This is a genomic window from Sphingomonas lutea (assembly GCF_014396785.1).
GTDB classification, from domain to species: domain Bacteria; phylum Pseudomonadota; class Alphaproteobacteria; order Sphingomonadales; family Sphingomonadaceae; genus Sphingomicrobium; species Sphingomicrobium luteum.
The window spans coordinates 1,979,809-2,005,165 of record NZ_CP060718.1; the positions used below are offsets into that span (position 1 = coordinate 1,979,809).

The window sequence follows — 25,357 nt, forward strand, 5'->3', positions numbered from 1 at the left end:
CGTCCCAACGCCAGTTGCTGGCGGGGGCGGTGGTGAAGGCTCTGGCGGCGGTGGCGGCGGCGGTGGCGGTGGCGGTGGCGGCGGCGGGGGTTCCATGACCGCCGACGAAGCACAGCCGACCGTACCCGCGCAGGTCAGGCTCAAGGCCAGGATTGCAAACGCCCGCCCAAGCATGGCGCGGGACCAACGGCCGGCCGGCGAACTCGTTGACGACATGCGGCCCCTCCCCCTGCGGCGTGCTGCGTCCGAGCAGTGCCCTGCACTACCAGCAAGTCCGCCGGACAGGAATAGCCGGGCGGCCGTGCTTGCATTTCGACGCCGTTTTGCGCATAGGCCGCACCGCTGGCGCGCGGCTCTGCCCCGCGCCGCTTTAGTTTGAACGACAGCCGGAGGGGCGCGCCATTGGGGCGCGTCAGCGATCGGCCAACATGGAAGATACCGTATGCCGCTTTACGAGCATACGTTCCTCGCGCGGCAGGATCTGGCCCAGGCCCAGGTCGATGCGCTCGCGGAGAACGCCACCAGCATCATCAAGGATAACGGCGGGAAGGTCGTCAAGACCGAAACGTGGGGCCTGCGCAGCCTCGCCTATCGCATCGCGAAGAACCGCAAGGCGCATTACGTGATGCTCGACATCGACGCCCCCGCGCCGGCCCTCGCCGAGCTTGAGCGCCAGTCGAACATCAATGAGGACATCATCCGTTTCCTCACCATCCGCGTCGACGAGCATGAAAGCGGCCCGTCCGCGATGATGCGCCGTGGCGAGAAGGAGCGCGAGCGTCGTTCCGACCGTGGTGATCGTGGCGATCGCCCGGAGCGGTCCGAATTCCGCGTCGCCCGTGAAGAGGAGGTCGAATAATGGCCCGCGCATTTTTCCGCCGCCGCAAGAGCTGCCCCTTTTCGGGCAAGGACGCGCCGCGCATCGACTACAAGGACGTGCGCCTGCTGCAGGGCTTCGTGTCCGAACGCGGCAAGATCGTCCCGTCGCGCATCACCGCCGTGTCGTCCAAGAAGCAGCGCGAGCTGGCCAAGGCGATCAAGCGGTCGCGCCACCTGGGCCTGCTGCCCTACGTCGTGAAATAAGGAGCGCTCGACATGGAAGTCATTCTGCTTGAGCGCGTCGAAAAGCTCGGCGCCATCGGCGACGTGGTCAAGGTCAAGGACGGGTTCGCCCGCAACTACCTGCTGCCGCGCAAGAAAGCGCTGCGCGCCAACGAGTCCAACCGCAAGGTGTTCGAAGCCAATCGCGCGCGGATCGAGGAAGACAATGCCTCGAAGCGTTCGGAGGCCGAAAAGGCGTCCAAGGGCGTCGAAGGCAAGACGGTGAAGCTGATCCGTCAGGCATCCAACACCGGCCAGCTCTATGGCTCGGTTTCGGCGCGCGACATCGTCGACGCGTTGGAAGCCGAAGGCGCCAAGGTGTCGAAAAGCCAGATCGTCCTTGCCCGCCCGATCAAGGCGATCGGCATGCATGACGTGAAGATTGCGCTTCACCCGGAAGTGTCGGTCGACGTTCGCGTCAACGTCGCGCGCTCGCCGGAGGAAGCCGATTTGCAGGCGCAGGGCGTCGACGTGATGGCGCAGATGTTCGAGCGCGATACCGCTGCCTTCACCGAGGACTTCGTCCCCGGTGCGGAGCCCGGCATTCCCGAGGACGTTGCCGCTGAAAATGGGGAAACGCAGCCTGCCGCCACCGCGGGGGCTCCGGCCGCCGATGCTTCCGAAGAGGCTGCGCAAGAGGGCTAACGCCCGCCTTTGGGCAAAGGAACGGAAATTGGGTCGCCGGGCGCTTGCTCGGCGGCCCTTTTTTGCTTGCGACCGACCGTTCGTCGCAAATGAGGGTTCGACGGTGGGAACGGCGTCGGTCGCGCCATGTTTAGCGATTGGAGCAAGCGGGGCCCGTGAAAAGGATCTTTGGCATGGCTGACGAACGCGAAAACGATCAATTTGGAACGCAGGACAACAACGACCAGAACTCGACCGGTCAGAGCCAGCAGGGCACTGCCGGCCAGCAGGGCCAGGATCCGTCAAGCCAGTCGGGTCAGTCGGGTCAGCCGATCGGCGGCAATGACAGCGCGACGGGCAGCGGCACGCCGCAATCGCAAGGCAGCGACCTTGGCAGCCAAAGCGGCGGCCAGAGCTCGACCGGCCAGTCGCAGTCGGATCTCGGCGGCGATACGCTGACGCAATCAGACAGTACCGGCGGTTCGGGTGACGGCACCAGCGGCGGCTTCACCGGCTCGGGCGGTCAGCCCAGCGAAGGCTTCATCGGTTCGCAAGGCGACAATACGGGCGACTATCTGCAGCCCGACAGCACGACCGGCGCATCGTCGTCCGAAGCCACCGAAGGCACCGACTTCGCCGAACGCGGCCAGGGCGCGAGCGAAGAAGACGACAGCGAGACCGGGACGTCCGGCTCGACGATCTAATCTGCCATCGACGTGTTGAAAGACGCCGCGTCCCTCACCGGGGCGCGGCGTTTTTGATGCCCCTTCATTTCAGCGAAGCCGATAGAAATCGGCGACCCGGTCGAGCGCGAAGGTCAGTACCAGCTTGCCCGCCCGCGCCGGCCAGCCGAGCGCCGTTTCCGCATCGCGCATCCCCTCACCCGCGCAGACCACCCGCCACAGGATGTCGGCCAGTCCTGGGCCGGCGCTCGCAACCGCATCGTCGAAGCGTTTTCGAGCGTCGATTTGCGAACCATTGAGGTCCACGCCAGAGGCCGCGCCTCCGCGACCGCGCGCGACTGGCGCGGCGTCCCACGCCATCGTCACCCGCGGCGCGAGCTGCGCGCGCTCCCAATCGCTTCGAAGGCGCTCGCCCGCCTCGAACTGACGGGGACTGACGTGCCCGTGGGCGAGCAGCCATCCGAGCGGCGATTCCATCTTGTTGACCGTCACGGATCGCGCGGCCCGGCCAACCCCACCCGCTCCGCCGACATCTTGCCCTTCCGGCTCCCTCTGCGCCTTCATCCACCACTCCTCCTCGATTCGGCTTGCCACAACGGGAAAAGTGTAGGACAGCATAAAAACCGTTTTGGTTAGTCGGGAGGTCGAATGATCACGCGCATCCGCGAAGTGCGTCGCGCGCGCGGGCTGACGTTGGATGACGTAGCGCAACGCTGCGAACCGCCGACTACGCCCCAGACGATCGGCCGGCTCGAAACGGGCACTCGAACAGTTTCGGTCGGATGGTTGAATCGGATCGCGCGCGCGCTTGAGGTCGACGCACAGGATCTCGTCGACCGCGAAGACACGGCCCATCTCAAGGTCGTTGCGGTCCTTGGTCCCGGCGGCCCAACCGCGCCGCGCCGCGCGGCCATCGTCGTCCCGCCGCGCGCCGATGACGGGCAGGTCGCGATCCTGGTGTCGTCGAGTACCGGCGATTACCGCGCAGGTGACGAAATCTGGTGCGACATGCTCGCCGCTGAAGATTTCGGACGGGCTCTCAATCGCGACGTGCTGCTGCCTCGTTCCGGCGGCCGATTCATGTTCGGCCGGCTGATCGACCGGGACAAGGACCGGCTGCAGCTCCTCCCCCTTGGAACGGGCGGCCGCCAACAGGTCGTCGCGAATCCGCCGTGGATCGCGGTAGCGCGCCGCCTTGTTCGAAGTCTCTGACTTTGACGTTCCGCGCCTCGCGTGGCAGGTCGCGATGCGCGCCGGGCGGTTAGCTCAGTTGGTAGAGCATCTCGTTTACACCGAGAGGGTCGGCGGTTCGAGCCCGTCACCGCCCACCAATTCCGTCAGAACAATTCCCCTGCGACCCTCATGATCGCGGCAACATGCTCGAGCCGGATCGAAATGGTGAAGTCGGGCTGAAATTGCCGGAGCCGAAGGCCTGAACGGGTGCGATCCGTCAGATGCATGATGAGCACGCTGTCGAATTCGCCTGTCGTACTCCCGGACAAGGCGCGCGGCTTTACGACAACGTCGTCGCCAGGCGCGACTTTTGACTGAGGGGAGACAGCCACGCGCCGACCCTCGCTGAATCGCGGCCACATCGAGTTCGTGACGATCGTGAGCGCAAAGGCCTCATGGTCGAGCGCAAGGCTCGACGGACGCGGGAGCAATTCCGAACGCGGCTCGCGCACAATCTCGGTCAAGTCGACCCGCCCTTCAGGCGCATCCCACGTTCCCCCACCCGCGAGGAGAAAAGCGGAAGCGAAGGCAGTGGGGCGTGACCCCAGGGCCGACCGACATCTCCAAGGGCGGCGTGCGACGTGCCTGGCCCGATCGCGTGTGGGCCGATCCGCAGCGCCTCGAACTCGGCAAGGCTTGATCCGGCCACGGCAAGCAGCTTTTCGAGCGTGCGCCGCGAAGGATTGCCGTGGCGCCGCATGTCGGACCAGACGGTGCGGCTGACCCCAGCTCGCACTGCCCAGGCATTCGGGGATAATCCGTCCGGCCTGAATCGCATGAGGTCCGTGTAGATTGGGGACTCTTCGGGCGGCAGCGTCACGACCGCGTCTATTGCGTGCGGGCCCGGCGTCCGCAACGCCGCATTGCCCGCCGGCACGGCCGTTTGACTTACATGTCAGACTTTTCTAACGCCCGCCATATGGGTTTGCGGCATCGGCCATCAAATGACGGGGACCGTGGAATCGACCTCGGCGAAGTAACGGCGCAGCGCGTGGCTGGTTTGCGGCGCCAGCTCGACAAACACGCGCCGCCCGTCGTGCGGGTCGGCACGCCGCATGAAGACATTTTGCTGCACCATGGTCTTCAACCACCGCAACGCGGTCGTCGCTGGTACCGCGGCCGCGATGCACAAGCTCGACACGGGCACGCGCAGGTGGGCGATTTCCGCTTGCAGCAGGTCGAGCAGCATGTCCCATGCAGGATCGGCAAACAGCTCCTCGGAAAAATAGCGCGACCGCAGTCGGCGCGCCCGGATTACCGACCTCACGGTTTCGGCCGACACAGGTGGAACGTCGTCGCCTTCGGTCATGACAGGGCGGGGCGTCGGCAGCGACGGGCCCTCGGACAGGCGCGCGAGCGTGGACGCAATTCGGCTGACTTCCTCGCTCAACTGACGGATGCGCTGCGCATTTTTCTCCGCCGCGACATCGGAAACGCGCAGGGGACGGCGCGAATTCCCGATTGCCAGCGCAAGCGCGGTGGCGCGCTCGAATTCCTGTCCGTCAACGACGACTTCAATTCCGGGATCGTCAATGTTGCCAACCACGCGGTCGATAAGATCGGCGGTAACGCCGACGACCGCAGCATAGCGCCCGGCCTCTACATCAAATTCAACCTGCTTGAGGAGGACGTCGAGGGCTGGTCCGCAATCTTCTTCGAGTTCGATCCAGACTGCGGCGGCCGATGCTTGGTCGGCGATCCGGCGCGATGCCTCGTCGAGCGTGATGCGGCCGCCGACGCGTGCGCCCGTTGCTTCGACAAAGGCCGCAGCCCGATTGATCGCGGCTTGGCCCGATCCTGTGACCAAGACGGGTGCACCATCGGAATAGGGAACTGTGCTCGAGCCGATTGGATACGCATTCATGACAGGGGATCCCCCACCTACAAAAGGACCGAGCACGCATTCGGTAGCGCGCATTGTGGAGAAAGGTTAGACGGTTTCGGCTCCACAATGGAGGGGAACCTCACGCGCTTGCAAGCAACGGCCCGATAGTGGCTACAGGTTGGCAGGAGTAACGCGTGCGTCGAGATCGGAGCGAGGAAGCGGCGGCAGCGCGCGCGCATTGGCTGGCCGAGCTCGCCGAAGCCTTGCGCCAGGCTCAGGACCTGGCCTGGCAACTCGGGCCATCGGTTGGCAATGGCGCAGAACGCATGGACCTTTATGGCCGGATCGAAGCACTGCTGGGGGAGGTCCGCTCGCTACAGCTCCGGCCTGCGGAGGCGCCGCCGCAGGAAAATGCTCCACAATGGACCAGTAAGTCTCCCTGGTGCTCTCCGGATCGCGATCACACACCCTGAGGTAGGTCGCCGCCACCCGCGAAGCTCGCAAGGAAAGGATCAATCGACGGCGCCTGCCAGCCAGCGGTGGCGACAAAGGCGCGGTTGAGGAAGGCGGGCTTGCCATATTGCAGGGCGTCTCCGCCGGGTCCGTCAACGCGACCGCCCGCGGCCAGCAGCACGGCATGTCCCGCCGCAGTATCCCACTCGCTTGTGGGCGACAGCCGCGGATAAATATCGGCCTTGCCTTCGGCGATGATGCAGAATTTCAGGGATGATCCAATGGCGACCCGCTCGCACGTCCCCACCGCACTTTCCAGGTAATCCACGGTTGCCTGGTTGAGATGGGATTTTGAGGCGACCGCCGCGATCTTCGGCCCCCGCGACCGAACGTTGATGCGCGATCGTTCACCATTGTCCACCAGCCACGCCCCCTCCCCGACGGATCCCGTGTGGAGCCGCCCGCTGGCCGGTGCATAGACCACCCCCATCACCGGTTGGCCGCCTTCGATGAGACCGATGTTGACGGTATAATCGGCGCCGCCGCGGACGAACTCCTTGGTTCCGTCGAGCGGATCGACAAGGAAATAGGTGTTTCCGTGCCGGGGGATGCGGCCGGCCGCGACCTCCTCCTCGGCGATCACCGGAATGTTCGGAGCAAGATGCGAAAGGGCCGCGAGGATGATCGCTTCGGCAGCCTGATCGGCCTCGGTCACGGGCGATGCGTCCGACTTGCGCTGTACCTCGAATCCCCGTTCGACCACGCGCAGGATGGCCTCCCCCGCGGCGCGCGCCGTGTCTTCCAGCCCCTCCAGGAGGCGGGAACGGTTCAAGTTCAGCGCGGCGCCATGCGGATACCGCCATCGAGCCGGATCGCCGCGGCGTTCATGTACGGATTCTCGATCAGGAAGCGCGCCAGCCGGCCATATTCCTCGGCACTGCCCAACCTTTTCGGAAAGGGCACTTGTTGTCCCAGCGCGTCCTGCACGTTGGGCGGCATCATCGCCACCATCGGGGTCTTGAATACGCCGGGAAGGATCGTGTTCACGCGCACGCCGTCGTTCATCAGGTCACGCGCGATCGGCAGGGCCATCGCAAGAACCCCGCCCTTCGACGCCGAATAGGCCGCCTGGCCGATCTGCCCGTCTTCCGCCGCGACCGACGCGGTGTTGATGATGACGCCGCGCTCCCCATCGGTCAGCGGATCGAGGTCGACCATCCCGAATGCCGAATTGGCGATGCAGCGAAACGTGCCGATCAGGTTGATCTGGATCGCCAGCTCGAACTGTTGCATCGGATAGCGCTTGGCGGCCTTGGTCTCCTTGTCGCGACCAACCGTTTTGGCAGCATTGGCAACGCCGGCGCAATTGACCAGGATACGCTCCTGCCCATGCGCAGCGCGCGCACGCTCGAACGCCGCCGCGACCTTTTCGTCGCTGGTCACGTCGACTTCGCAGAAAACGCCGCCGATCTCCTTGGCGACCTGCTCCCCGCGCGCAGCGTCGCGGTCGAAGATTGCGACCTTCGCGCCGGCCCCGGCCAGTTCGCGGGCAGTCGCTTCGCCCAGCCCCGATGCGGCCCCGGTGACGACCGCCGCCACTCCACTGATGTCCATTGTTGCTCTTGCTCCTGCGCTTCTCGTCCAAGCGCCTACCCGCCAAAAAGCGGCGAAGACAAGCCGAAGCGCGGCTTTATCTGGTGTCGCCGCGCGGCCACAGGCCAAAGGCCGTTCTGCAATTCATCGCAAATGCAGGTTCAATAACGGATAAGTCTTGCTTAGATTCCAAGGCCATTTCGGTGCGAGGGGGATTTCGGTGACGGGCAGGAAGATCACAATCGCCGCGATCGGCGCGACTGCAGCGGGCCTTCTGTCGATGCCGGCGTCGGCGCAGGCACCCGCACCTGCGGCCGGCCAGTCCTCAATGCTCCCGGCGGCGGCATCGGTCGCGTCCTTCTACGCAACGCATGGCAAGCAGGGCATCTGGTTTCGCGGCGGCGATCAAAGCGCTGCGGCCGCGCAGCTCGTCAGTATCCTTGAACGGGCGCCGTTCGACGGTCTCGCGACCGGACCGCAGGTTGCGGCCGAGGTCAGGGCCGCCCTCTCCCGCGCGATGAGCCGGCAGCCGGCCGACGTCATGGCGGCGGAACAGGCGATGTCCGCGGCCTGGGTGCAATATGTCCAGGCGATCAAGCGGCCGACCCCGGGCATGGTCTACGCCATCCCGGTCCTCGGCCCGCAGGGCACGCGCGCCGACCAGATCCTGCTGACCGCCGCCGCTGCGCCGTCGCTCGATCGGCACTTGGCGACCGTGTCCAGCGTCAATCCGATGTACGCGCAGCTTCGCGACACGGCATGGGCCCAGGCGCAGGCCAGCGGCAACATGACTCCGGACCCGCGATTGCTCGCCAATCTCGAGCGCATTCGCTCCATTCCTTCCACGGGCAAGTTCATCGTCGTCGATTCCGGCACGCAGCTGATGACGATGTTTGAAAACGGCCGACCGGTGGATTCGATGAAGATCGTCGTTGGCAAGACCGGCTATGAAACGCCGATGATCGCCAGCATCATGTACTACATCGTCTACAACCCGTACTGGAATGCGCCCGATCATCTCGTGCGCAAAATCGCGCAGAACTATCTGTCGATGGGCGACAAATATCTGAAGTCGCGCGGCTATCAGGTGATGAAGGATTGGACGGCGGCGTCCGCGGTCGTTCCCAACGACCAGGTCAATTGGAAGGCGGTCGCTTCGGGCAAGGAGCAGATCCGCATCCGGCAGAAACCACAGGACGACAACAGCATGGGGGATTTGAAATTCCCCTTCGTCAACGATCTCGACATCTTCCTGCACGACACGCCGCACAAGGAATATTTCGGCCGCGCCAACCGCTATTTGTCCAATGGCTGCGTGCGGCTGGAAGATGCGCGGCGATTTGGCCGCTGGTTGCTCGGCACCGAGCCCAAGCCACCTGGTGACGATGCCGAAATCCAGGTTCAGTTGCCGCGCGGCGTTCCGATCTATCTGACCTACACCACTGCGCAGGCCCGGGATGGCAAGCTCAGCTATCTGCCTGATGCATACGGTTGGGATCGCCGCCCTGCTCAACTTGCCAACGCAGGCAAGTAACCGGCCTCCATTCTGATCGCTCGGCGGCCTTCGGGTGCGCGATGTCTACGCGTGTCCGCGCGCTGGATCACGACCTTGCGCGCAACCTAGGCACAGCGAACGCCCGCGTTCTCTGCGCACAAAAGAAAACCGGCCCGGGCGAGGTGCCCGAGCCGGTGTTTCTTTTCGCAGTGCTTACTGACCGCGTTCCGGCGCCGGCGGCGGCGGCGGAGGCGGAGGCGGCGGAGCCGGGCAGACGTCCGTCGCCAGGATCACCGTACCGTCCGGGCACGTCTGCGTCGCCGGAGGCGGCGGAGGCGGCGGGGCGGAGGCGGCGGGGCGGCGGCGGCGGCGGGGCCGACGCGAAGTTGTAGATCAGGCTCGCCAGAAGGCTGTGCGAACGGAAACGGGCGGTGACATCCGACGTGGTGAAGTCGGTGATGTCTTGCCCGGTAGACAGCGCCGGAGAATCCGTCTCGTAGCGCAGGCGCTGCACGTTGAAGAAACGATACTTCAGGCCCAGGTCGACGTTCGGGCCAAGCGCCCACTTCACGCCGAGGATCGCCTGCCACGCAAAGCGCGTATGCGAGTCCGAGAACTCGACGCCACCGAAAGGCGGCAGGTCGTCGAGGTCGATGTCGTACTTGACGTTGGCAACGCCAACGCCGCCGCCGGCATAGCCGGTCATGCCGTCGTCATCACCGAATTCGAAGAGGACGTTGCCCATCAGGGAGAGCGCAGTGCCCTCGCCGTCGGCGTCGAAGCCCTCGGTCGTGGTGCGAACTTCGTCCACGCCCGCAGTCTTGTAGCCGAGCTCGGCTTCAACCCGGACCGAACCGAAATCGTAACCGGCGATCGCGTCGACGTCCCAGCCGTAGCGGTGATCGGCGATGTAGGGGAAGGTGATCCCCGTATCGCGCGGCGTCACCTCGATAGCCATATCTTCGACGACCATGAGGCCGCCTTCGAGGCCGACGTAGAACGAGTCATCACGAGCGACAGCAGGTGTCGCCAGTGCCGTTGATGCGAGCGCCACCGCAATGGCCAGCTTGCGCATATATGTCCCCTTTCACATGCGTTGTAAGTTTGATCCGCGGCGGCACATTATGAGAGCGCCACAGTCCGCGCAAGCTGGGGATTCCGCCCTCTGTTGCCAAAAAGTCGCATTAGAGGGCTCATGAACGCGCAAGCTATTGTGGGAATTGGATTTATTACGATTCAATCAAGCCATGTGAGCGCATCGCGTCCAGGGCGGTTTTCAGAGCTGCGCGAGCCTCCAAATCTACAGTGTCTCCGCCGTCCGGAGAAACGATTGCCGGCTGCCGCTTTCCGACCACCTGCCGACCATCGATCGTAACGTTGGTCCCACGGAGCACGGTGGGCGGCATGCTTCGAACGATTGCCGAAGCAGAGATCTGAATACCGCTCGGCGTTTGCGTACGCACGATTGCCTGCTGACCTTCGCTCCAGGAGGGAAGCTCGATCATGCGCAACGTGTCCGCTCGGGCCAGCGTGCACAACCCAATAAAAAAGGCCGCGAAATCGCGACCTTCGGCTTCCCTGACCGGAAAGACTGTCTAGACCGGCGGCATGTCCGCCACCGGCACCTTCGCCTTCGAAACCCGCTCCTCATGTCCGGCCTGCGGCTCGCCGGAATCGCGCCGGCGCTTCGCCGCCCGCTTCGACCAGCCGCCGATCGCCGGTTTCATCTCATCCTTCTACAAGATCGATCCCGCACGCCTCGACGGCACCTATGACGCACGCCAGTGCACCGCCTGTGGCACCTTTTTCCAGGCCGAGGTCGGCAACGACGCGCTGCTCGAGCAGCTCTACACGCACTGGGTCTTCGAAATCGGCGATCCCATGCGCGATCCGCATTACGCCTTCGACGTCACCCACCCTGCACTATCCCGCGACGGCCACGAACTGATGACCGCCGCCGCCGTCCTGGGCCGCGACCTCCAGGCCATGCGCACGCTCGACTTCGGCATGGGCTGGGCCGGCTGGGCCCGCGTCGCCAAAAGCCTTGGCTGCGACTCCTACGGCCACGAACTCTCCGCCGATCGTGTCGCTTACGCGGCCACGCATGGCATCAAGCCGTTCGATCCGAAGCTCACCTATCATTTCATCAACACCGAACAGGTGTTCGAACATCTCACCGATCCGCTCGGAGCGGCGCACATGCTCGCCGGCGTCCTCGCGCCCGGCGGAATCCTCAAAATCTCGCTCCCCTCCCCCACGGCCTCGATCGCCTGCTCGACCGGCTCAAGCCCGGCGAAGGCGACGTCAGCTACGAAGAGATCATGCCCCTGCAACCGCTGGAGCACGTCAATTGCTTCACCGTCGCCGGTTTGCGCGCGCTCGCCGGCAAGACCGGCCTCAGCTTCACCCGCCCGCCGATCCTCCGTTCCTACCTCACCCTCGCCCGCCGCCGCGCGCTCGACCCGCGCCTTCCGAAGCAAGTCGCCAAGGAACTCGCGCGGCCCTTCTACCGCCGCCTCAATCCGCGCAACCATCACGTCTGGCTGCGCAAGCCCGCCTGAACCGCATGCACCCGCGCTCGCGGCTGCATCGGATTGGCAACCAGGCTGACCTCGACCAGGTCGAGCGCGATCAGCTCGCGCTTGCCGCCCGCCGCCGACGCTTCACGCACGCGATAACCGAAGCTCAAACCATTGATCTTGCCGCCGCCGACCAACCGCGCAGCGCGCGCATCCTCGACCGCCGCAATCACCCGCAGCCCGCGCTTGTCCTCGCTCAAATGCTCGATCCGCCCAACCACCGCGCCCGCTTTGTGCTGCCACACCAAAGGCACCTCGCCCGCGCGCCGCAATGCCTCGGCAAACGCCCCGGCGCGGATCACATCCCCGCCTTTGTCCGGCCGTCCAAACACCGCCGCATAGCCCGCGAACCTTACCTCCCCCTCCCGCCTGCGGGAGGGGGCCGGGGGAGAGCCTGTCGCCCGCTCACGAGAACAAATCCGTCAGCCGCAGCCGCACCGCGATCCCGATCAGCAACAGGGCCAGCGCCACCCGCACGATCCAGCCGACGATCGCCTGCCGCGCGCTTTTCTTCGCATCGCGCCAGGCCGACAGCAGTTCGCGCAATTCATCCATGTCGCGCCGCGCCCGCGAATCGTCGAGGCCGAGCTGCGCCAACGCCCGCCGCGCCCCCGCCTCGGACGATTCCTCGGCCAGCGCGCGCAAGGTGATCATGTCCACCCCGCGCCCCTCGGCCTGCGCCATCAAGCTCGCGAGAAGGGCCTCCGCGCTCACGATCGCACCTCCGCTTCAAACCCGAGCATCTCGCGCTTCTCCGCATCGCTGAGGAACGTCGCCGCTCCCACCTGCTCCCACAATTTCGCGCGGTCCTCGGCCAGCTCGCTCAGCTGGTCGGTATCCACCGCCAGCCGCACCGGCCCCAGCCAGTCGCCCAGCATCTCGCCCAGCGCGTTCAGCACCCGCGCCGCCATCGGCAGCACCGTCTGGCGATAGAGCGCCCGCCCCGCCTCGCGTGCATTGGCATAGGTCGCGTCGCCCGGCAGCCCGACCAGCACCGGCGGCACGCCGAACGCCAGCGCGATATCGCGCGCCGCGCCTTCCTTCAGCGCAACGAAATCCATGTCCGCGGGCGTCAGGCTCAGCGGCAGCCACTTGAGCCCGCCGTCGAGCAGTAGCGGCCGCCCGGCATTGCCCGCGCCGGCAAATTCCACCGCCAGTTCCTCGCGCAGCCGCGCGAATTGCTCGCCCGTCAACACGCTGCCGTCGGCCGGCTCGTAGCTCATCGCCCCGCTCGGCCGCGCGGCATTGTCGAGCAGCGACTTGTTCCATTTCGCCGCGCGGTTGTGCACGCTCGCCGCGCCGATCGCCGCGTCCAGGCAGCCCAGCCCATAATGGTCGTCGCGCGGGTTGAGCGCCTTGATATGCGCGATGCTCCGCCGGTCGAGCCCGTCGGCGCGGTTGATCCGCACCGCCTGCCCGCCCGCGCGGTAAAGATAGCCGACCGGCCAGCCGCGATCGTCGCTGATCACGCTCACCCGCTCGGGCCGCAGCAGGCACAATTCCGCCGGCGCATCGCGGTCGTCGGCGATCAGCTGCACATAGGCATTGCCGTGCAACAACAGGTTCGCCGCGATCGTCTCGAGCAGCCCGTCACGCTGCACCTGGCTCGCCGCCCGCGCGTCACCCTCCGCTGCATAAACCGGTAACGCACCGAGCATCCCCGCCACCAGCCGCACCGCGCGCTGGCCGACGGGATTGCGTCGGTACACTTCCTCGACCTGCGCCGAATAGGAGCGAGCGAACCCCACCTCATCTGCATCACTCTGCAGCCACGCGGGCACAATCGGCCTCACGTCCGCCGGCGCGCTCTTGCGCCCGAACCACCACCCCATGTTCGCTCTCCTTGAGCCGCCACGCATAAGCGGCAAATTGCGCAGCGATTTGCTGCTTATGTCGATGAGACGGCGAAAGCCGGCCGGCCTGCGCGGCAAACCGCGACAGGACCGACGTCACGGGATTCACTCCCGTGACGGCCCCGCGTCATTAAACTCTTGCCCAGAAACGTTTGCTAAGCGCCTGGCATGACCATCCCGTGGACCTACGCCTTGCCCGCGCTGCTGTTCGTCAATGTCTGGACGTACGTCAGCTTCTGCCAAGACAAGCGCCTCGCCCAGAAGGGTCTCCACCGCATCCCGGAAAGCAATCTGCTCATGCTAGCAGCCTTGGGCGGATCACCGGCCGCACTGCTCGCGCGCCATCGCTTCCGCCACAAGACCCGCAAGCAGCCGTTTTCCACGCTCCTCTTCGTCATCATCGCGCTTCAAATCGGCGCCCTCATGGGATGGTTCGTGATCTAAATCCGCACCACCCGCGGCACCCCGCTGCGTGTCTCCCCAAGCGCCGTCAGCGCCCATACCATCGCATCCGCGCGATCGGGCGACCGCCCCGGCCCTTCGTAACCGCCGCCCGCGATCATCCCGGACAGCTCGGCCTCCAGCTCCGGAAAATCGCCCGCCAAAAACGCCTTGCCCGCCTCGAACTTGAGCGCGACCGGCTCGGCCCGCGCACACTTCCCGCGGCTCGCGTGCACCAGCCGCACCTTCAGCCCGAAGTCCGCGGCCTTGAGCACGCTTTCGACCATCACCCCGCCATTATTGGCCTCGGCCACCACCAGCCCCGCGCCCCATCGCGCCGCCGCCGACGCCACGCGGCTCGCCCAGCCTTCGGGACTCAATCCCTGGACGCTTGCATCTTCGAGCACATAGAGCGCTTGGCCGATCGACCCGGCGACGACGACCCCGCAAGCATCGGCGCCAGCCCCCACGCTCGCCGGCGGATCGACGCCCACGACGATCCGGTCGAAACATGCTGCCCGCTCATCCTGAGTGGCCGCTGAGCGAAGCCGAAGCGGCGTATCGAAGGACGCACTCAACAACTCGCGCGTCCACAGCGCCCCCTCGAAATCCGCGAGCAGCTCACCGTCCAATTCCTGCCGCCCAATGCGCGTCCCGCCATAGGTTGCACGAAGCATGTCCACCGTCCGCTCGTCGAGGTTGATGTTGTCGCTCGTCCGCCCGCGCGTGGTCACCGTCCATGGCTCCCCCATGATCCGCCCCAGCAGCGTCAAGGTGCGCGGCGTGGTGGTGATCAGCACGCGCGGTCGCGTGCCCCGCCGCATTCCGAATTGCAGATTCATCCACGCATCTTCGATCTCTCGCCACTTGGCCATTTCGTCGGCCCAGGCGAAATCATGCTCGGGCCCGCGCAGGCCGTCGGCATGCTCGCCTGAAAACAGCTTTACCTCGCTCCCGTTGGGCCAGGTCAGCCGGTGCAGGCTCGGCTCCCAGTTCAGCCGGCGCCGCTTGCGCCGGGCAATGCTGAGCAGTCCACTGACCCCTTCCACCATGATCGTCCGCGCATCCGCCAGATTGGCGCCGATGCAGGCGATCTTCAGGTTCGGCTTCCCGCTGGCCAGGCGGAAGATCCATTCCGCCCCGGCGCGCGTCTTGCCGAACCCGCGCCCGGCCATCATCAGCCACGTCCGCCAGCCCTCGCCGTTCGGCGGCAGCTGGTTTTCGTGCGCCCATTGCTCGAAGTCGGCATCGAAGGCGAGCGCGTCGCCGACCGACATCTGCTCAATGGCGCGTCGCTGGATCTCCGGTGGGGCATTCATCAGCATCGCCATCTCGTGGCGAGTCACCCCGTAATTCGACTCTGGCCGCTTCTTGCTCGTCATGTCGCTTTTTCAATCGCTGCAATTTGTTGACCAGCCGGGCGCGGATCTCGTCCAGGTCGTCGGGCGGCAGTTCGGCATCGCTCTCGACCGCGGTTTCGCGGTGCATCTTGAGCAAGGTCAGCGCCATCTGGTTGGGGTACTCGCGCACCCGTTCCTCGCTGCCATCCTTGCGCGTGATGACCTTTTCGGTCCCATTGAAGGCCCGGTCGAGCAGCAGCGCTTCGAGCCGCTGGTAACCGATCGCGATCGCTTCCAGCCAGGCGGCGCGAAACGCCGCATCCATCTTGCGCCGCCGATAGGCGACCGTCACCGGCACGCCGCTGGTGCGGCACGCTTCGCTGACGTTGCAGGTTGCCGCAAGCGTTTCGAGAAAGGCCTCGGCCTTCTCTTTCGACCAGTCGCGCGGCGCGCATCTCTTCAATTGCGGCGCCGCCGCCGCGACCAGAGTCAGCGCCTTCCGTCTTTGCCCCACCCATGCCTCCAAACGAAAAGGGCCGGGTCGCTCCCTTGGGAACGCCGGCCCTCGAACCCCGCGGGGTCCGAATCACAGTCCTTCACTGTTCAGTCTTGAGCGCCCGAGCATAAGCGAGCGGTTGCGCAGCGACCGAACGCTTGTGTCGAAGAGAGCGCGAAAGCCGGACGGCCTGCGCGCGAAGACGCGACAGGACCGACGGCGCGGATTTATTCCGTGCCGGCGCCGCCCATCAGCGACTCACACTTTTCGACTGTTCCTGTCGTCTAACCAAACATCGTCACGATGTCAACAGTTATTTTGCCTATTTGGTTATAAAGTTCGCGAGCCCTAGACCGTGGTCTGGGCCATCGTCTTCAGCTCGGGCTTGGGAATCCCGTTCGCCTCGAACTGCTGCGTCAGCTCGGCCTTGCGCGCCGCGAGCTGTTCGCCCAGCGCCTCCATGTCGAGCCCGGCCTTGCGCGCTTGCGCAAACAGGCCTTCCATCCGCTTCTCTTCCTCCTGCACGTGGTGCTCGATCTCTTCGCTCAGCACCTTGACCTTGCTGTCGTAGAATTCGTCATCCGGCCCGCCGCCCAGGATTTCCGCGATCAGCACCTTGGCGCCGTCATGCTCGACAAAGCTTTCCTTGAGCAGATCCTCTTCGACCTTGCCTTCGCACGCCGGATAGAAAATCTCCTCCTCGATCGTCGCATGGACCGAAAGCTCAAGGCAGATCTTCTGCGCCAGACGCTCCTTGCGTCCGTCGCCGCTCGCCTTTTCAAATTGTTCGAACAGGTCCTCGACGGTGCGATGGTCCTTCTTCAGCAATGCAACGGCGTCGAGCTTGTCGGTGTCGGCCATGGGAAAACTCCTTCTCGGTCGACCGCTCAACATCGCACCGAATTGCGAGTTCCGCCGGCTTAACCGACGTTAGTCGGTCAACAGACCGTGCAGCGGTCCGCGCCCTCGGTCGCCGCATAGGTTCGGCGCACGATCTCCTCGAGCACGCCCAAATCCACATCGGCCAGCTTGTTGATGTACAGGCACGCCTTGGACGTCTTGTGCTTGCCCAGTTTGCCGAGCAGCGCCGCATAATCGTCGAACCCGCCGACATAGAGCACAAGATTGGCCGATCGCGGCGAATAGCCGATGCGGCAGGCGTCGCCTTCATGCCCGCTGTCGTAGCGATAATGATAGCTGCCGAAGCCCACGATCGACGGCCCCCACATCACCGCCGGTTCACCAGTGACGCGCTCCATCATCGCGCGCAGCGCGTGGCCGTCGGCACGGCGAACGGGGTTTGCGACACCATCTAGAAAGGCATCGACACTGACGTCGGTTGCCTTGGTCTTCGTCTCGGCCATGCGACGCTCCCCGCCATGCCTTTGAACTTGGCGTCATCGACACAGCGAGCACCCCCCGATGTCAATAGCCGCTTGCGCATTCGGCATGGCCCGCCGCCGGCGCGGCCGGCAGCGGGCCGCGGCCAGGGAGAAGCCGTCCGCCGGCCGCTATTTCCTCGGGTCAGAACCCAAACGTCACCCCGGCGCGAAGCGCGGTCTTGCCACCCTTGTTGAAACCGTGCGCGACGCCCGCATTGACCGCGACATTGTCGCTGACCAGCGCTCCGGCCTGGATCGCCGCGGCGACCGCGCCGCGATAGGCGCCGACATTGCCGGTCAGGTTGAAGCTCTTGCCCGGCAGGAACATGCCGCCCGACAGCGCCACCGCCGCCGCGGTCCCCGCCGCCGCGCGGTCGTCGACATCGTCGAGCTCGCGCGCGAAATCGAGCGCCAGCACCTCGAGCCCCGTCACCCGCGAATCGAACGCCACGTCCGCCGCCTGCAACGCGCTGATTTGCGAGCCCTGCGCGGCGACGGTCGTGTTGGTCGTCGCCAGCCCGGTTTGCAGGTTGGTGATCTGCGTGCCCTGCGTGGTCACGGTCGTTTGCAGCGCGGTGACGTTGGTCGTGATGCCGCTGGTCGCCGCAGTTAGCTGACTGACGTTGACTGCGTCGGTCGCCGCCGTCCCCGCCGCAACATTGACGATGCGCCGTTCATTACCGGCGGACCCGACCGAAACCGTATTGACCTGATTGGCGATTGAGCCAGCGCCAAGCGCGACACTGTTGGCCGCGGACGCATCGCTGTCGACGCCGATCGCAATTGCTCCGCCGGCGCGAGCGCGAGCGCCGAGGGTGTCAACGTTACCGTCGCTTCCAATTGCGATGCTGTTGATCCCGCTTGCGACCGCGTCGGTTCCGAAGGCGAGCGAATTAGTCCCCAATGACAAGGCTCTCAGACCGAGGGCGGTTGATACGTTTCCTATGGCTGCAGAAAATGCCCCAAGCGCAGTGGTCCCAAATTCTGACGCTAGCGCCTGATTTCCGAGCGCGGTGCCAGTCGAACTGGTTACCCTCGCAAAGGCACCAATTGCGGTTCCGTTGGTTACACTCCTGATTTCCCCTGTCAGCGGATCGACAACAAATCCGACTAGCGCCTTGAATCCCAGGGCGAGCGAATTCGACCCGACGGCAGTCGCCTGGGTTCCTACGGCAACGGATCCGCTTCCTCCTAGGAGATCGAAGTAATGCGAGCTGAAGAATGATCCGGGGGCATTAACGGCGGCAGCCCCATAACCGAATGCCGCCGTGTTCTCCGCGCCGGCGATGCTGTCATTCCCTACTGCCGTGCTGTTGTCCGAATTTGCCGACGCACTCGCGCCGCAGGCCAACGACTCGGTCCCGAGGGCGCTAGCGCCGGCGTCGGCGCTGGCGGCATTGGGCCCGGCGTTCGTGCCGTTGAGGTCGCAGGTGACTTGCGCTTGCGCCGGAGAGGCCAGGCCGAATGCCGTTACGGAAGCGGCGACGAGCAGTGCGCGCTTTGGACTGGTGATGTTCGAGAGCATGGCTTCTTCTCCCTGTTGAACGCCTCGCGTCGGCGAGGCCGATCGGGGAAGATTCCTATGTGGATAAGCCGCGCGCCTCTTGGCGTGATGCGCAGCACCTTGTCCTGATGCGAATCAATGCCGCGTTTCGAGCGCCTCGCCGTGCCGGACGTCGCTCGGCGTCATGCCATAGGCGGCGCGGAACGCATGGTTGAACCAGGACAGGTCGGAGAAGCCGCAATCGAACGCGATGCTGGCAATCGACCGGTGGGCATGCAGCGGATCGACCAGCCGCCGGCGTGCAAGCCGCAGGCGCTCGGTCCGAACCCACCTCGAGAAGCTCGTCCCTTCCTGCTCAAACAGCAACTGAACGTAACGCGGGCTGATCCGCTTTGCGGCCGCAGCCTTATGCAGGGACAGCGCCGGGTCGGAAAGCCGCTTGAGCAGCCACGACTTGACCGCCGCCGCGCGCGCCGCGCGCAGCCCGCGTCCTGCGGCGACCTCGGCCGCATCGCGCGTCGTCCCGACGGCGAGCGCGACAAGGTCGGCGACGTGCAGCGAAATCGCATGAGCGACTTCCGGGCATTGCGGCTCACCGTTGATGCGTAGGATTTCGAGATAGCTGTTGAGCAGCTGCATTGCTTCGGACGCGGCCGGGACCGGACGCATCAACCGGTCCTCGGGAGCTTGCAGGAGCGGGGCAAGCAGCCGGCGCGACAACCGCACGTTGGCAAAGGGAAATAGTGAGTGAGTCTCGCCGATCATCGGTTCGGAGCAGGTCGCGAACGCGCCGGTTCCGTCGCCCCTGATCTCCTCATCCCGGTGCACCAGGCGTCCATTCGCAGGGTGCCTGGCCCACAGGCCAGCATCAGGTCGTCATTCTCGAGGCTGCGGTCGTGGCCCGTGATGCCGAGATGCGGCGAGCCGCGCCCCCAGGTAATCGCCAACCCCGGCAAAAGCCGGATCTCGAACTCGAAGATCGGATTGTCGTCGAGCGGCGTGAATTCCATGTTAACGACGCCCCGCCCGAAGACCTCGGTTAGCGTTTCGCGGCGTTCCCGCTCGGGCACGCGATCGAGCGAGAAACGGATGATCGATGGCTGCCCTTCCATACGCCCTCCCCGCCAAATCCACTAACCGATTAATCTAACATCTATTGGTCATCGATCCACTATACGAAGGTTAAGGGGGAGCACTCGATGCCGCACGGTGCGTAAGCGCCCGCGCATCGATTCGCCTCGCCATGCACAGCAGCGTTTCTTCAGCTAGGTGCCGCGCGCCGCGCACGACGCACGCGCGCGGGTGACGCTTTAGACCACCTGCTCCGAATGGCCGTACACCAGCACCATCATGTGCGCTTGCTTGGGCTCGGCCGGAGCATTGGTGCTGGCCGCGAATTTCTCCGCCTTGGCCTCGTCGCAGCCGTAATCGGGCTTCACGCCGCCATGCGTCGCGACGATCTTGCAGCCCTTGACGCTGCCCGCGGCATCGATCGCCAGAGCCATGATTGATCCGCCGAGAAGCGTGTCACCCGGGTGCAGCTTTTTCACATCGGGAAGCTCGGCGCCCGGCGCGAAGCGGCGCTCGAACGTGATCTTGGTGAACTGCTCGCTGTTGTCGGACTTGCCGGCCGCCTTGGCGTCCGCGCCTTCGACGGCGCAGACGTCAGCGCCGCTGATGCTCGATTCGTAACGGCAGGACTGCGGCTGGCCGTCGCCGGTCATGGTGACGGTGATCTTTTCCCACCACGGGCCGGTGGCGTTGAGCGGCGTTTCGGAAATCTGCGGGGTTGCCAATGTCGTCGAGGCGGCAAAGGCCAAAGCGGCGAGCTTGAGCACGTCTCACACTCCTAATCGTGCCCGCCTACTCCAACGGCCTTTCGGGCCGCCGCCACCTGATTCGCCTAACGCGCGAACGTGCTTTTGGTCCCGGCCGCAAAATATCGGTTCGTCGATTCTGCCGTGCGGCCTAGCGCCGTGCGATCATCCGCTCGACCGCTTCGTGCCGGGTTTTCTCGTCGCCCGCGGTGCGCTCGATCTCCTCGATCACGCGCAGCAATTGGTCCTCGGACAAATGCTCGATGCCGATGAATTCCTTGCGTGCACGGCCCACTGCGCGGATCAATTCGTCGAGCTTGGCCTGGATCGCCGAGGCGTCACGGTTCTGCGCATTCTGGATCAGGAACACCATCAGGAAGGTGACGATCGTGGTCCCGGTGTTGATCACCAGCTGCCACGTGTCCGACCATTTGAAGATCGGCCCCGTAACCGCCCAGACGATGATGATCGTCAGCGCAATGGCAAAGGCACTGGTGCGTCCCGTCCACGCCGCGACGGCTTTGGCGATCTTGTCGAACATGTTGCTTTACCCCCTGTGCACGACGGCCCGGTCCAGGGCGTCGAGATATGCTGCCGCGCTCGCATCTACGCTATACGGTTCGGCGATGCGTTGCAGCATGGCGCGGTCGCGCGGCCGGTCGAGCGTGGCCAGGATCGCCGCGGCGGTCGCTGCCGGATCGTCCATCGGCACGAGCATTCCGCCGTCGCCATTCTCGAGCAATTCGACCGATCCGCCCGGGCAGCGCGTCGCGACCACCGGCAGCCCGGCGGCCAGCGCTTCGATCAGCACCGCCGGCGATCCTTCGAATGCCGACGTCGAAACCAGCAGGTCGGCCGCCGCCATCCATGCTCCGACGTCCGGCACATTGCCCGGCAGCTGCACCGCATCGGCAAGCTTGAGCCGCGCAACCTGCTTTTCCAGGTCGCCGCGAAAGCGACCCTCGCCAAGGATGATCGCCCGCACCTCGCGCGTCCGCCGGACAATCGCGATCGCCTCGATCAGAACGTCGAACCGTTTCTGCCACGCCAGCCGCCCGACGCCGAGGACCAGCGGCACCCCGCCTCCGATCCACGGGTGGCCCGGCGTTCGCGCAAGGCACGCGGTGAACTGCGGGGTGATCGCCGGGTTGGGCAGCACCACGCAGCGTTCGGGGCGCCGCATGTCGGCGCGCAGGGCCGCGGCAGTCTCGCCCGACACCGCGATCACCAGGTCGGCGCGGTCGTACAAGCGCCGCCGGGTCGCGCGTTCGACCGGCTCGAACAATCGCTTGAACGGCCGCGACCAGGGAAAGTCGCGGCGCGGATGCCGGCTCGCGCGCAACGCCACGATCGGCTTCGTCTGCACTTGCCGCGCCGCCCGCAATGCCGGTCCGTGGACCGTCGTGATCCCGGCCAGCAGCACATCGACCGGATGCAGGGAAAGCCACTCCCGGAGGGCCGCCCATCCTTCGAACATCCACGGCTTCCACACGGGCTTGGTGCTGGGGTCGAGGACGCTGAGCTTCACTGCGGGGTCGAGCAAACGGTCGACATCCCCGCCTGCGCGCAGCGCGACGAAATGCACCTCCCGCCCCGCCGCCGCAAAGGCGTTGGCCAACGTCACCAACCGCCGCTGCGCCCCGCCCGCGTTGAGCGAATGCACCACGACGGCGATTTTCTGGGCCGCGGGGAATGGATCGGTCGACATTCCGTGCGCCTAACAGCCCGTGGCGAACGTTGTCAGCCCCGCCCCAAAACCAAATCGCGCTGCCGCTATTCGCAAGCCATCACTTGGGCTTCACCACGCCTGGCGCGGAAGCGGGCTGTCGGACGCACCACCCAGCCGCCAGACGATCGGCTTCTGATATTTGCCCGTGATCGCGCGTCCCACTCGTCGCGGGCCGTCTCGAATCGCGCCCGCAAGCGAAACAGCGCGCAGCTCTGCTCATCAAGAGCGTCCGCGCGGACCGCAAACAGAAATGGGGGCCGGCATTGCTGCCAGCCCCCACTGCGCCGAGCGAAGGATCTGCCGGTGTTCGCGACTTGGACAACGCCGGCCCGAAGGCCAATGCCGTCCCGTCCTCGATCCTGGCTCACCAGCTCAGGCGTCGCATCCCACTGGACTGCTCTCTCCGGGGGAGAAGCCCGGCCTCTCTACCTGACTGCGCGGCCCGAGGGTTCGCTGGTCTTTCGAGTGGCGGGCCGGCCGTGAGGCCAAGCCGTCCGATGTTCCGCGGCCCTTCTTGGGTCGGTCACTCGTGCGTCCCGCTTTGCTTCCGGCGATCCGAAGACCGCTGAATGCCGCGTCGCGCTTGAGGAAGACCAACTCTTCCGGCGCCTCTTCCCGGCTGGCCCCGTCTCCGCTTCCGAAAAAGCTTCGACATTGCCTGCCGGCGGAGATCGGAACTTTGGTCCCTGCCGCACCCGTCTGGCCGTTGCCGACTTTCCGGGGAGGCCGGGAACCGCTGTCCCGATCACCCAGCGACAATGCACCTCGCCCCCTAGTCGGGGAAGCGGAATCTTTAGGGAGAAGCCTGTGGAAAACGGGGATATCGGTAACAACAACGGGAACCTTTTTCGAAGCGCCCTTTATTGCTCGAATCGCCCGCGCCCCCTACCTCCGCCAAGTGCCTGAATCCTCTGCCCTCTCTCCCGAACCCGCCTATCTCCAGGGCCTTAATCCGCCACAGCGCGAAGCCGTGCTGACCACCGACGGCCCGGTGCTCGTGCTAGCCGGCGCGGGCACGGGCAAGACCGCCGCGCTGACCGCGCGCCTCGCGCACCTCATTGCCACGCGCCGCGCCTGGCCGAGCCAGATCCTCGCCGTCACCTTCACCAACAAGGCCGCGCGCGAGATGAAGGCGCGCGTGTCGGCCATCTCGGGAGGCGCAATCGAGGGGATGCCGTGGCTGGGCACCTTCCACTCGGTTGCCGCGCGCATGCTGCGCACCCATGCCGAGCTTGTCGGCCTGCAATCGAACTTCACCATCCTCGACACTGACGATCAACTGCGCGTGCTCAAACAATTGATCGCCGCTGCCAATCTCGACGAAAAGCGCTGGCCCGCGCGCCAGCTCGCGGGTCTCATCGACCGCTGGAAGAACCGCGGCTGGACGCCAGAACAAGTGGACGCCGGCGAGGCGGAAGCCTTTGCCGCCGGACGCGGGGCGGAGTTATACGAGCAATATCAGGCGCGGCTGCGCACGCTCAATGCCTGCGACTTCGGCGATCTTTTGCTCCACATGCTGCGCATCTTCCGCAAGCACGACGATATTCTCGAACGGTACCGCGACCGCTTCCGCTACATCCTGGTCGACGAATATCAGGATACAAACCAGGGCCAGTATGAATGGCTCAAGCTGCTTGCCGAGCCGCGCCGCAACCTGTGCTGCGTCGGCGACGACGATCAGTCGATCTATTCGTGGCGCGGCGCCGAAGTCGCCAACATCCTCCGCTTCGAACGCGACTTTCCGGGCGCCGCGGTCATTCGCCTCGAACAAAATTACCGCTCGACCAGCCACATCCTCGCCGCCGCCGACGGCCTCATCGCGCATAACAGCGGTCGCCTTGGCAAGACCCTGTGGACCGACCGCGGCGACGGAGAGAAAGTACGCGTCATCGGCGTGTGGGACGGCCCGGAGGAAGCGCGGCGGGTCGGCGAGGAGATCGAAAGCTTCCAGGCGCGCGGCGGTTCGCTCGACGACATCGCGATCCTTGTCCGCGCGCAATTCCAGACGCGCGAATTCGAAGAGCGCTTCATCGCCATCGGGCTGAGCTATCAGATCATCGGGGGCTTCCGCTTCTACGAGCGCGCCGAGATCCGCGATGCGATCGCCTACCTCCGGCTGATCGCGCAGCCCGCCGACGATCTCGCCTTCGAACGCATCGTCAACCAGCCCAAACGCGGGCTCGGCGACAAGGCGGTCGCCGCGATCCACCGCCACGCCCGCGCTACCCAGCTGCCCCTTCTGATGGCCGCCGCCCAGATGCTCGACAGCGACGAAATGACGCCTCAGGCGCGGCGGTCGCTGGGGCGCTTCGTCGGCGACGTCATGAGCTGGCGCGACAAGGCCGGCTCACTCCCGCATCCCGAATTGGCGCGCATCGTCCTCGAAGAATCGGGTTACACAACGATGCTCCAGGCCGACCGCTCGGCGGAAAGCGCCGGCCGGCTCGAAAACCTTGCCGAGCTCACGCGCGCGATGGAGGAATATGAGAATCTCGGCGCCTTCCTCGAGCACGTGTCACTGGTCATGGACAATGACGAGGCGCGGCAGGGCGAGCGCGTGACGATCATGACCATCCACGCCGCCAAGGGCCTCGAGTTCGACACTGTTTTCCTCCCCGGCTGGGAAGAAGGCGTGTTTCCTTCGCAGCGGGCGATGGACGAGGGCGGTCTCGCCAGCCTCGAGGAGGAGCGCCGCCTCGCCTATGTCGCGATCACCCGCGCGCGTCGAAAAGCGACGATCTTCCACGCCGCCAACCGCCGCATCTACGGCCAGTGGACCAGCTCGATCCCCTCGCGCTTCCTCGGCGAACTGCCCAAGGAAAATATCGACGAGGGAACAACGATGACCGGCGGCGAAAGCCTGTGGCGCGCGCAATGGAGCGAACGCACCGACCCCTTCGCCCACCTCGCCGCCGCCCAATCCAACCGCGCCAGCACCCGCGGTCCCGGCTGGCAGCGCGCCAGCCGCGGCGGCACCTTCAACAGCGAACCGCAGCGGGTGATCGAAGCCCGCGCCTCGGCCGTCTCCCTCGGCAACAAGGGCCGCGACGACCTCGCGCTCGGCCAGCGCGTTTTCCACGGCAAGTTCGGCTACGGCACCATCGCCGTCATCGAAGGCAACAAGCTCGAAATCGACTTCGAGCACGCCGGCCGCAAGAAAGTGTTGGACAGCTTCGTCAGCGCGGGCTGAAACGACGCAACGCTTTTTC

The 25,357-nt window shown here is 65.5% G+C and carries 32 protein-coding genes, 1 tRNA gene and 2 pseudogenes; 12 read left to right on the forward strand and 23 right to left on the reverse strand.

The window, feature by feature from the left end:
- Positions 1-442 precede the first annotated feature (442 nt).
- The 4 genes from rpsF (at position 443) to H9L13_RS10275 (ending at position 2,429) form a co-directional block, all read left to right on the forward strand.
- The gene (gene rpsF / locus H9L13_RS10260; RefSeq protein WP_187537604.1) at positions 443-859 is read left to right on the forward strand and encodes a 30S ribosomal protein S6; all 417 of its coding nucleotides are present in this window, start codon (positions 443-445) and stop codon (positions 857-859) included.
- On the forward strand, positions 859-1,083 hold the full coding sequence (rpsR, locus tag H9L13_RS10265; protein ID WP_187537605.1) for a 30S ribosomal protein S18: 225 nt from the start codon (positions 859-861) through the stop codon (positions 1,081-1,083). Before rpsF ends, rpsR begins: the two co-directional genes overlap by 1 nt.
- Positions 1,084-1,095: 12 nt before the next feature.
- Positions 1,096-1,746, forward strand: coding sequence for a 50S ribosomal protein L9 (rplI, locus tag H9L13_RS10270; protein WP_187537606.1), 651 nt, complete (start codon positions 1,096-1,098; stop codon positions 1,744-1,746).
- Positions 1,747-1,919: 173 nt separating this feature from the next.
- On the forward strand, positions 1,920-2,429 hold the full coding sequence (locus H9L13_RS10275) for a hypothetical protein (RefSeq protein WP_187537607.1): 510 nt from the start codon (positions 1,920-1,922) through the stop codon (positions 2,427-2,429).
- A gap of 69 nt (positions 2,430-2,498) precedes the next feature.
- Here H9L13_RS10275 and H9L13_RS10280 read toward each other — a convergent pair whose 3' ends face one another.
- Positions 2,499-2,885, reverse strand: coding sequence for a DUF6456 domain-containing protein (locus tag H9L13_RS10280; RefSeq protein ID WP_235091334.1), 387 nt, complete (start codon positions 2,883-2,885; stop codon positions 2,499-2,501).
- A gap of 171 nt (positions 2,886-3,056) precedes the next feature.
- On the opposite strand from H9L13_RS10280, the gene H9L13_RS10285 reads away from it, so the two are divergent.
- Positions 3,057-3,620 (forward strand): helix-turn-helix domain-containing protein, encoded by a 564-nt coding sequence (locus H9L13_RS10285; protein WP_187537608.1) that lies wholly within the window; start codon positions 3,057-3,059, stop codon positions 3,618-3,620.
- 43 nt (positions 3,621-3,663) lie between these two features.
- Positions 3,664-3,739 (forward strand) — tRNA-Val (locus H9L13_RS10290).
- A 6-nt stretch (positions 3,740-3,745) separates the two neighbouring features.
- Here the strand turns inward: H9L13_RS10290 and H9L13_RS10295 are convergent.
- Both H9L13_RS10295 and H9L13_RS10300 read right to left on the reverse strand, forming a co-directional pair.
- Positions 3,746-4,105: a S24 family peptidase gene (locus tag H9L13_RS10295; RefSeq protein ID WP_187537609.1), complete on the reverse strand. Its 360-nt coding sequence runs from the start codon at positions 4,103-4,105 to the stop codon at positions 3,746-3,748.
- 476 nt (positions 4,106-4,581) lie between these two features.
- On the reverse strand, positions 4,582-5,505 hold the full coding sequence (locus H9L13_RS10300; protein WP_187537610.1) for a MarR family winged helix-turn-helix transcriptional regulator: 924 nt from the start codon (positions 5,503-5,505) through the stop codon (positions 4,582-4,584).
- A gap of 155 nt (positions 5,506-5,660) precedes the next feature.
- Here H9L13_RS10300 and H9L13_RS10305 point away from each other — a divergent pair, with 155 nt between their 5' ends.
- Positions 5,661-5,939 (forward strand): hypothetical protein, encoded by a 279-nt coding sequence (locus H9L13_RS10305; protein ID WP_187537611.1) that lies wholly within the window; start codon positions 5,661-5,663, stop codon positions 5,937-5,939.
- Here H9L13_RS10305 and cysQ read toward each other — a convergent pair.
- On the reverse strand, positions 5,927-6,751 hold the full coding sequence (cysQ, locus tag H9L13_RS10310) for a 3'(2'),5'-bisphosphate nucleotidase CysQ (protein ID WP_235090918.1): 825 nt from the start codon (positions 6,749-6,751) through the stop codon (positions 5,927-5,929). The two genes, H9L13_RS10305 and cysQ, sit on opposite strands and share 13 nt — an antisense overlap.
- 2 nt (positions 6,752-6,753) lie before the next feature.
- On the reverse strand, positions 6,754-7,533 hold the full coding sequence (locus H9L13_RS10315; RefSeq protein ID WP_187537612.1) for an SDR family NAD(P)-dependent oxidoreductase: 780 nt from the start codon (positions 7,531-7,533) through the stop codon (positions 6,754-6,756).
- Positions 7,534-7,732: 199 nt separating this feature from the next.
- Here H9L13_RS10315 and H9L13_RS10320 point away from each other — a divergent pair, with 199 nt between their 5' ends.
- The gene (locus H9L13_RS10320; protein ID WP_187537613.1) at positions 7,733-9,046 is read left to right on the forward strand and encodes a L,D-transpeptidase family protein; all 1,314 of its coding nucleotides are present in this window, start codon (positions 7,733-7,735) and stop codon (positions 9,044-9,046) included.
- A gap of 67 nt (positions 9,047-9,113) precedes the next feature.
- Here the strand turns inward: H9L13_RS10320 and H9L13_RS10325 are convergent, their stop codons facing one another.
- The 4 genes from H9L13_RS10325 to H9L13_RS12805 form a co-directional block, all read right to left on the reverse strand.
- Positions 9,114-10,082 (reverse strand): outer membrane protein, encoded by a 969-nt coding sequence (locus H9L13_RS10325; protein WP_187537614.1) that lies wholly within the window; start codon positions 10,080-10,082, stop codon positions 9,114-9,116.
- A gap of 154 nt (positions 10,083-10,236) precedes the next feature.
- On the reverse strand, positions 10,237-10,512 hold the full coding sequence (locus tag H9L13_RS10330; protein ID WP_187537615.1) for a hypothetical protein: 276 nt from the start codon (positions 10,510-10,512) through the stop codon (positions 10,237-10,239).
- Positions 10,513-10,602: 90 nt separating this feature from the next.
- On the reverse strand, positions 10,603-10,734 hold the full coding sequence (locus H9L13_RS12925; RefSeq protein ID WP_280528163.1) for a hypothetical protein: 132 nt from the start codon (positions 10,732-10,734) through the stop codon (positions 10,603-10,605).
- Between the two features lies 1 nt (position 10,735).
- Positions 10,736-10,924, reverse strand: a complete 189-nt coding sequence (locus tag H9L13_RS12805; RefSeq protein WP_244954805.1) for a hypothetical protein — start codon at positions 10,922-10,924, stop codon at positions 10,736-10,738.
- A 90-nt stretch (positions 10,925-11,014) separates the two neighbouring features.
- Here H9L13_RS12805 and H9L13_RS13075 point away from each other — a divergent pair.
- Positions 11,015-11,203: pseudogene (locus tag H9L13_RS13075) on the forward strand (hypothetical protein); the annotation flags it as partial.
- 125 nt (positions 11,204-11,328) lie between these two features.
- A complete protein-coding gene (locus H9L13_RS12815; RefSeq protein WP_244954807.1) occupies positions 11,329-11,568 on the forward strand; it encodes a hypothetical protein in 240 nt (79 codons plus the stop codon).
- On the opposite strand, the gene H9L13_RS10340 is transcribed toward H9L13_RS12815, so the two are convergent.
- The 3 genes from H9L13_RS10340 to H9L13_RS10350 all read right to left on the reverse strand — a co-directional run bounded on the left by H9L13_RS10340 (position 11,541) and on the right by H9L13_RS10350 (position 13,418).
- Positions 11,541-11,918, reverse strand: a complete 378-nt coding sequence (locus H9L13_RS10340; RefSeq protein ID WP_244954808.1) for an HK97 family phage prohead protease — start codon at positions 11,916-11,918, stop codon at positions 11,541-11,543. The genes H9L13_RS12815 and H9L13_RS10340 overlap by 28 nt on opposite strands.
- A gap of 73 nt (positions 11,919-11,991) precedes the next feature.
- On the reverse strand, positions 11,992-12,270 hold the full coding sequence (locus tag H9L13_RS10345; protein ID WP_223176508.1) for a DUF6127 family protein: 279 nt from the start codon (positions 12,268-12,270) through the stop codon (positions 11,992-11,994).
- A gap of 26 nt (positions 12,271-12,296) precedes the next feature.
- Positions 12,297-13,418, reverse strand: coding sequence for a phage portal protein (locus H9L13_RS10350; RefSeq protein ID WP_187537618.1), 1,122 nt, complete (start codon positions 13,416-13,418; stop codon positions 12,297-12,299).
- 189 nt (positions 13,419-13,607) lie between these two features.
- Here H9L13_RS10350 and H9L13_RS10355 point away from each other — a divergent pair, with 189 nt between their 5' ends.
- Positions 13,608-13,883, forward strand: a complete 276-nt coding sequence (locus tag H9L13_RS10355) for a DUF1294 domain-containing protein (protein ID WP_187537619.1) — start codon at positions 13,608-13,610, stop codon at positions 13,881-13,883.
- Here the strand turns inward: H9L13_RS10355 and H9L13_RS10360 are convergent.
- From H9L13_RS10360 to H9L13_RS10405, 11 genes and pseudogenes are all read right to left on the reverse strand, one after another.
- Positions 13,880-15,199 carry a terminase large subunit domain-containing protein gene (locus H9L13_RS10360; protein ID WP_235090923.1) on the reverse strand — a complete coding sequence of 440 codons (1,320 nt, stop codon included), beginning with the start codon at positions 15,197-15,199 and terminating at the stop codon, positions 13,880-13,882. The genes H9L13_RS10355 and H9L13_RS10360 overlap by 4 nt on opposite strands.
- Positions 15,162-15,734: a hypothetical protein gene (locus H9L13_RS10365; RefSeq protein WP_187537621.1), complete on the reverse strand. Its 573-nt coding sequence runs from the start codon at positions 15,732-15,734 to the stop codon at positions 15,162-15,164. The genes H9L13_RS10360 and H9L13_RS10365 overlap by 38 nt, the downstream gene beginning before the upstream one ends.
- Positions 15,735-16,064: 330 nt before the next feature.
- Entirely contained in the window at positions 16,065-16,577 is a 513-nt protein-coding gene (locus H9L13_RS10370; protein ID WP_187537622.1) for a hemerythrin domain-containing protein, read from the reverse strand.
- Positions 16,578-16,654: 77 nt separating this feature from the next.
- Positions 16,655-17,080: a DUF1801 domain-containing protein gene (locus H9L13_RS10375; protein ID WP_187537623.1), complete on the reverse strand. Its 426-nt coding sequence runs from the start codon at positions 17,078-17,080 to the stop codon at positions 16,655-16,657.
- A 160-nt stretch (positions 17,081-17,240) separates the two neighbouring features.
- Positions 17,241-18,002: a YadA-like family protein gene (locus H9L13_RS10380; RefSeq protein WP_187537624.1), complete on the reverse strand. Its 762-nt coding sequence runs from the start codon at positions 18,000-18,002 to the stop codon at positions 17,241-17,243.
- 243 nt (positions 18,003-18,245) lie between these two features.
- Positions 18,246-18,623, reverse strand: a pseudogene (locus H9L13_RS13080) (hypothetical protein); the annotation flags it as partial.
- A 114-nt stretch (positions 18,624-18,737) separates the two neighbouring features.
- On the reverse strand, positions 18,738-19,271 hold the full coding sequence (locus H9L13_RS10385) for a helix-turn-helix transcriptional regulator (RefSeq protein ID WP_187537625.1): 534 nt from the start codon (positions 19,269-19,271) through the stop codon (positions 18,738-18,740).
- Positions 19,272-19,363: 92 nt separating this feature from the next.
- Entirely contained in the window at positions 19,364-19,714 is a 351-nt protein-coding gene (locus tag H9L13_RS10390) for a hypothetical protein (RefSeq protein ID WP_187537626.1), read from the reverse strand.
- 198 nt (positions 19,715-19,912) lie between these two features.
- The gene (locus H9L13_RS10395) at positions 19,913-20,440 is read right to left on the reverse strand and encodes a hypothetical protein (RefSeq protein WP_187537627.1); all 528 of its coding nucleotides are present in this window, start codon (positions 20,438-20,440) and stop codon (positions 19,913-19,915) included.
- Between the two features lie 130 nt (positions 20,441-20,570).
- On the reverse strand, positions 20,571-20,960 hold the full coding sequence (locus H9L13_RS10400) for a low affinity iron permease family protein (RefSeq protein WP_187537628.1): 390 nt from the start codon (positions 20,958-20,960) through the stop codon (positions 20,571-20,573).
- 6 nt (positions 20,961-20,966) lie between these two features.
- Positions 20,967-22,127, reverse strand: coding sequence for a glycosyltransferase (locus tag H9L13_RS10405; protein ID WP_187537629.1), 1,161 nt, complete (start codon positions 22,125-22,127; stop codon positions 20,967-20,969).
- Between the two features lie 919 nt (positions 22,128-23,046).
- Between H9L13_RS10405 and H9L13_RS10410 the strand changes: the two genes are divergently transcribed.
- Complete coding sequence (locus H9L13_RS10410; protein ID WP_187537630.1) at positions 23,047-25,338, forward strand: ATP-dependent helicase; 2,292 nt, start codon at positions 23,047-23,049, stop codon at positions 25,336-25,338.
- Positions 25,339-25,357: the final 19 nt, after the last annotated feature.